At 45.0% G+C, this 6,242-nt stretch carries 5 protein-coding genes; 2 read left to right on the top strand and 3 right to left on the bottom strand.

The features are described from left to right. The first annotated feature begins 358 nt into the window (after positions 1-358). Positions 359-772, top strand: coding sequence for a hypothetical protein (locus PF479_RS09780; protein ID WP_298005617.1), 414 nt, complete (start codon positions 359-361; stop codon positions 770-772). Positions 773-809: 37 nt separating this feature from the next. Beyond that, positions 810-1,859 (top strand): ATP-binding protein, encoded by a 1,050-nt coding sequence (locus tag PF479_RS09775; protein WP_298005614.1) that lies wholly within the window; start codon positions 810-812, stop codon positions 1,857-1,859. A gap of 29 nt (positions 1,860-1,888) precedes the next feature. On the opposite strand, the gene PF479_RS09770 is transcribed toward PF479_RS09775, so the two are convergent. From PF479_RS09770 to PF479_RS09760, 3 genes are all read right to left on the bottom strand, one after another. Then, positions 1,889-4,696, bottom strand: a complete 2,808-nt coding sequence (locus PF479_RS09770; RefSeq protein ID WP_298005611.1) for a response regulator — start codon at positions 4,694-4,696, stop codon at positions 1,889-1,891. 52 nt (positions 4,697-4,748) lie between these two features. Then, complete coding sequence (locus tag PF479_RS09765; protein ID WP_298005609.1) at positions 4,749-4,934, bottom strand: hypothetical protein; 186 nt, start codon at positions 4,932-4,934, stop codon at positions 4,749-4,751. Positions 4,935-4,990: 56 nt separating this feature from the next. Beyond that, positions 4,991-6,242: bifunctional diguanylate cyclase/phosphodiesterase (locus PF479_RS09760; RefSeq protein WP_298005606.1), on the bottom strand; the 1,252-nt coding region annotated here is incomplete at its 5' end.

Here is a 6,242-nt window from a genome sequence, read left to right as displayed (position 1 = left end):
TTTCCTGAAGGATAATTTGTTCATAAATTTTTTTCTCCAACAAAGCATTTTTGTATTTCTTTGCAAAATTTGTACCAATATTTTACAATTAGGTACAAACGAACATTTCATTTATGTCTTAAATGTATACAATGAATGTATATATAAGGTTTATTGATAATGTACAAATTTGTAGATACCAGCTATGAATAGACGAGGCTATGATGGTTTTACCTACAATAATGTTGAGATTTTCAAACTTAACTACAATTTTGTCAAATAAAGTCTAGTTATAGATTATGTTTGACTATGACGATATGTATATAATATAGATTATGTCTGAATTCTTCGATTCAGCTGTCACAACAGGATTTTATAAATGAATGATCCCCATAATCATGCAGACGAAATACATGACCAGCTGGATCCCATGCTGAATCATAAGTTGTTTCGCGGGGCAAAAAGAGCGAGCAGCTTTTTGCGTTATGTGAGCAACAAAGTTCTGTTGGAAGAGAGTTCTCAAATCAAGGAATTCTCAATCGCCGTGGATGCTTTCGGACTCGAAACAACCTTTGATCAGCAGATTGATCCCCGGATCAGGGTGGAGGCTAAACGGCTGAGAGACAGACTGACCCAGTATTATGAAGGTCCGGGTCTGAATGATCCTGTCATTATTAAAATGACCAAAGGATCCTATATTCCTGAATTCTTTTTCAATAAGGGTCGGGAATCCCGTCCCCTAACTCCGCATTGCCAAGGACGCGGCGGAAAGTGCCAATTGGGCCAAATCTGAATTTCTTTCCAATATTAATCATGAAATGAGAACGCCCTTGAATGGTGTTCTGGGGATGCTGAAGCTGATGACCACACTCCCCATGGATGATGACATGGAGATGTATCATAGCCTGGCAGAGTTTTCGGCTCTCCATCTTTCGGCAGTCATCTCGGATATCCTTGATTACACACAGCTTGATGCGGGTTCTATGAAGTTCCGTTATCACTCGTTCTCTCCTTGTGACAGCTTGAATAAGCTCTGCCGTTTACAGCTCCCTCAGGCTGAAAGTAAGGGATTGTCACTGAAATGGTCTCTTCCAGAATCTCATCTTCTTTTCGTAGGCGATGAGATCCGGTTGATACAGATTATCAGCAACCTGTTGATCAATGCGGTGAAATACTCCAGCAAGGGTACTATCTCCCTGCGCTGTTCTCTCTCGGATGGTCTGAAAATCGAAGTGGAAGACCAGGGTCTCGGGATACCCGAAAGCAGGCAGGAGGATATATTTCAGCCCTTTCTGCAACTTGAGTCTCCCTATACAAAGGAGCATAGCGGAACCGGTTTGGGACTGGCCATCTGCCGCAGCCTGACCCGGGCTATGGGGGGGGAGCTGAATCTGGTTTCCCTGCCTGGACAGGGGAGCTGTTTTACCGTGTCTCTGCCGGAACAGGCAGAAGAATTCCCCGATGCTGAGGCTCCATATGGTGAGGTTCAAAGCCTGGAGGACAATCCCCGGATACTGGTGGTTGAGGATGATACCATCAATCTGTATCTTCTGGAAAAGATCCTTGAATCCAGAGGATGGGAGGTTATTTCGGCGGTGAACGGAGTGGAAGCCCTGGAGGAACTGGTTTATTCCCAGCCTGATCTGGTGCTGTTGGATATGGGGCTTCCGCGAAAAAGCGGACTTGAAGTTTTGAAAGAGATCCGGAGCATGGATCAGTATGCGGATCTGCCGGTCATTGCGGTGACCGCCTATTCCCATAAGGAAGATCTGGAACGCTTTGAAGACGCCGGCATCAGTGATGTCATCACTAAACCTATTTCGGAAGAGTCCCTTATCAGGTCCATTACCCGGCTTCTGACACTCAGGAAGAAGGGATAAACCGAAGTATTCAGCCCTGAGAGCTTCTCTTATATATCCTGGGTTTTCCCCTGTGAATCTTCGGCGCTTCTGATTTTGTTTATCAGAGAGGAGATGGCGCTGTGCAGCTCGCCGATGCTGTAGGGTTTCTGCAGGTAGATGACATTTGTATTCTTCAGAATTGCCTGCAGCTCTTCTTTTGGACTGTATCCGCTCGAGAGAAGGACGGGGATCTCCGGATGGATTTCGCTTAGAAGCTGATAGGTTTCCAGGCCGCTCATTCCAGGCATGATCATATCCAGAATGACAAGATCAAAGGAGGAATGATTCTCCTTAAAGGCTTTGATAATCTGTTTTCCCCCCTCAAAGAGGGCCACCCTGTGACCCGCTTCCAACAGAGACAGGCTCAGGAATTCCCGTATCATCTGCTCATCATCCACAATGGCAATCTGCAGGGATTGAGCTTGTACCTCTTCACTGATTCTTTCAATAGCTTCTTTCTTGTTCTTTGAAGGGGCACAGGGGAAATAGAGACTGAAAACAGTCCCTTTGTTCTCTGTCGTCTGTACGGTAACATTGCCGAGATGATCTTTCATGGAACTGTAGACCATGGCCAGTCCCATGCCGGTTCCCTGTCCCATATCCTTGGTGGTAAAAAAAGGCTCGAATATCTTTTCCTTGATCTCTTTAGGCATGCCGGATCCTGTGTCTTCGACAGAGACCACCAGATAAGGCCCTTTTTCTATGGAGTAACCCTGAAGGGCAGCCATCTTGTCGTCCACCACAATCTTGTGGGTAGAAAAATAAAGAGATCCCTTTCCTTTTATGGCATCCCGGGCATTGATTGAGATATTGAGGAGAGCGTTCTGTATCAGGTTCGGGTCTCCCTGAATGATAGAGTCTTCAGTTCTTTCTGTAAAATGGATGGCGATCTGTTTTTCAATGCTATGGGTCAAGAAGTCAATCAATTCCAGTATCAGATGGTTCATATTGACGGATACTGTCTCTTTTTTACCCTTCCTGCTAAAGATCAGCAGCTGTTTTGTCACCTCTGAGGCTCTTTCTATACCATTATGCAGTTTTTTGGCATATCCTTCCTGTCTTGGATCAGTAATGCCCTGAGTCAGCAAGTCGGCGTATCCCATGATGCCCGAGAGCTGGTTGTTAAAGTCATGGGCAATGCCGCCAGCCAGTTCTCCAATGGCCTGCATTTTCCGTGATTGATTCAGCTGCTCTTCTATCTCACGGGCTTCGGTAACATCGAAGACGATTCCTCCAATCAGTATTTTCCCGTTGGATTGAACAATAGGGAAAAGATTTGCCTCTATCCGGGTGACTGATTCAGAATTCTTTTCCATGATCTCATATTCAACCTTTTCTGAAAGGGATTGGCCCGTAAACAATTTTTTTTCGGACTCTCTTATCTTTGAAAGAAAATTCGGTTCATCCTGGGAAATCTCTGTCAGGAGAAATTCCTTTTGTTTTTTTAAGTGACTTTGAGCCGCAGGATTGGCGTAAATATGTTCACCTTTATCATTCATTATAAAGGCACTGGCCGGGATATTCTTCATAAAACTGGTGAATTTTTCTTCACTCTCTTTCAGTGCCTGTTCCATCCTGACTCGATCTGTGATGTCAAATCCAAGGCAGAGAATCTCTTGCAGGCTGCCTTCATCGTCTCCGATTGTGTTCAATGACCACTGAATGACAAGTCTTTCCCCGCCGATTTTCATCTCTCTGACCATATCCAGCTGTTTCAAAGATTCTGGTTGCTTCAGGCTTTCCAGGGTCAATCCGTCGGGGAGGAGTTCAAGGGTGAGAATGTTTTTCTGGAGGATATCCATTTTTTTTATGTGGAGCAGGGAAAGTCCGAAGTCATTTACAAAAAGGACCCTTCCGTCCGGACTGAGCCGGAGGATGATGCTGTTAAGCTGCTGCACGAGTGATCTGTACCGGGATTCCTTTTCTCTTATGCTGATGGTTCGCCTTTTCAAGTTCCTTCCGAAAAGCAGATTGATATAGGAAACAATGATGATCAGCAACGATGTTATGACAAGGAGGAGCTTGATCCACAGGGGAATGACGTTTTTTACCAGACCTTCCGGGGACATCCAATCGCGTATCTGATTATAATAAACCGAATCTTTTTCCTGTTTCCATTCGGAGAGGCAGAAGTCAATATCATAGAGCAGATCGTCATGCAACCCTTTTTTGGTCGCGAAGTAGATGGAGAAGGGAGAGAAGAGAATACTCGTTCCCACCAGATTATAATCAGAAAGGTGGCGCAGGCCATAATGTTGAGGAGCCGTTCCCGCCTGTACTTCCCCCCTTTCAATGGCCCTCAAGACATCATGAAAGCTCGGGTATTCAATGGTTTTGAATGTGATGCCCAGCAAGGCGGCTGTCTTGATCAGATTCGCGCCGGTGATATCCCTCTCCATGACTCCTACAGTTTGTCCCTGGAGATCAATGATATTGGTTAAATAATTTCCCGGGGTCGTATAGACCTGTCCCCAGAGTTCCACCACAGACTCCTGGTTGTAATCCATGATTTCCGAACGACCCTCAGACCAGGCGACGGAGATCATCAGATCTATTTCTTCATTTTGCAGCCGTTCCAGACCTTCATTGAAGGATCCTTCCACATAACGGACCTTCCAATGGGATTTATGAGCAATTTCTTGTATCAGGGCGGGGTATAAGCCGGATGGAAGGCCCGAGTCATCTATGAAATTAATGGGATCGAAGCGGAAAAGCCCTATCCGTACCTCTTTGGCTGGTGATCCCTGGGAATTCTGGCTGTACAGAGAATGGAAAGATATAAAAATAAGGAAAAGAAGGATGAATCTGGTTTTCATAACTGATATCATTATAGTATAAACCACTCCTTTGGGAGGATCTTTTCTTAATTTATATTCTCACCCTGATGCTTTGTTCTTTTGCTGTACTTTCCAAGGGGATCTTTTTTTCATCTTTCTCACTCTCTTCTTTTTCACTGAGCAATTGCTTTTTACAGGAGGGGCAGATCCCATGAGAGACGGGACCGGTGTCAGAATCGTCAATGACAAGGCCGCACCAGGCACATTTTATAATCATACATAAACACTATCATATAATAGTTGGGATTATCAGTCTTTTTGGATATGTAACGGTTACATCTTTGTGAGGTTCCGTTTCACTAACTCTTCAAACTGGACCGGAGGAAGGGGGGGGGAAAATAAATACCCCTGAAAGCGTGTGCAACCGGCTTTTAGAAGAATTTTAAACTGCTCTCTTGTTTCGACACCTTCAATTATAAGTGATTTATGCCTGTTTCCGGCCATGTGAGTGATCAGTTCCAGGAAATCCCGACTATCCTGATCGTTGGCTATGTTATCAATAAAGGATTTATCCAGTTTCAGAGTATCCGCAGGGAGATCTTTCAGATAGCTGAGGCTGGAATGGCCGGTTCCAAAATCATCCATAAATATCTCAAACCCCATGTCCCTTATCATCTGCATCTTCTGAATGGTATCTTCGGGGCGCTGCATTGTTTCTGATTCTGTGATTTCAAGGTGAAGGAAGTCGGGAGACAGATTCCCGGCCTGCCTCAGGGCTGCCGCCAGTATGGAAGGAAGGTTCTCATCGGCATACTCCCGAGCTGTCAGGTTGACGGAAGTATAGATTCTGTAATTCTCACTCCAGGATTTGATCTGATGGGCTGTTTGAAAGAGGACCCATTTAGATATAGCAGAGATAAGACCTGTCTGTTCCGATACGGGAATGAACAGGGAGGGGGGGACCATGCCTCTTTCGGGATGATTCCAGCGGATCAGTGTCTCACAGCCTTTGATTATCTCATTCTCATCAACAATGGGCTGGTAGTAGAGTTCAAATTGATTCAGATCAAAGGCTCTGTTCAGATCATTCTCAAGCTTAAGCCTTGATTCGGCAATTTTATGGATGTTGTTGTCAAAGAGACGGAAGTCTTTTTCTTCATGCAGGGCCGAGGCCAAAGCCTTGGACGCACTGGTTATCAGGCTGCTGCAGTCCTGACCGTCTTCGGGAAAGATGGCAATCCCCATGGTACAGGACAAGGATATATTGGTTTCTTCTTTTCTATAGGGTATGGTCACCACATTCATCAGTTTCCGGGCTACGATAAGCGGTTCGGTCTCTGCCGCCATTGTGGTAAGAATGACAGCCAGTTCATTTCCATTGTAACGGAAAATATAATCCGTGGATCTGAGGCATTCTTTCATCCTGATACCGGTATTTTCAAGGAGCATGTTTCCTGTAGAGATTCCATGTTCAAGGCAAATTTTCTGATAATTGTTTATGGACAGCAGGATGAGGGATCTTTTGTTTTCTTTTCGGGATCGTCTGGCTTTTTCAAGCTCCATATCCAGGATGATTCCCAGAGAG

Origin of the sequence: Oceanispirochaeta sp. (assembly GCF_027859075.1) — a bacterium.
GTDB lineage: Bacteria > Spirochaetota > Spirochaetia > DSM-2461 > DSM-2461 > Oceanispirochaeta.
Note: the sequence above shows the minus strand (reverse complement) of the source record. Positions and strands in the feature narration are given on the sequence as shown.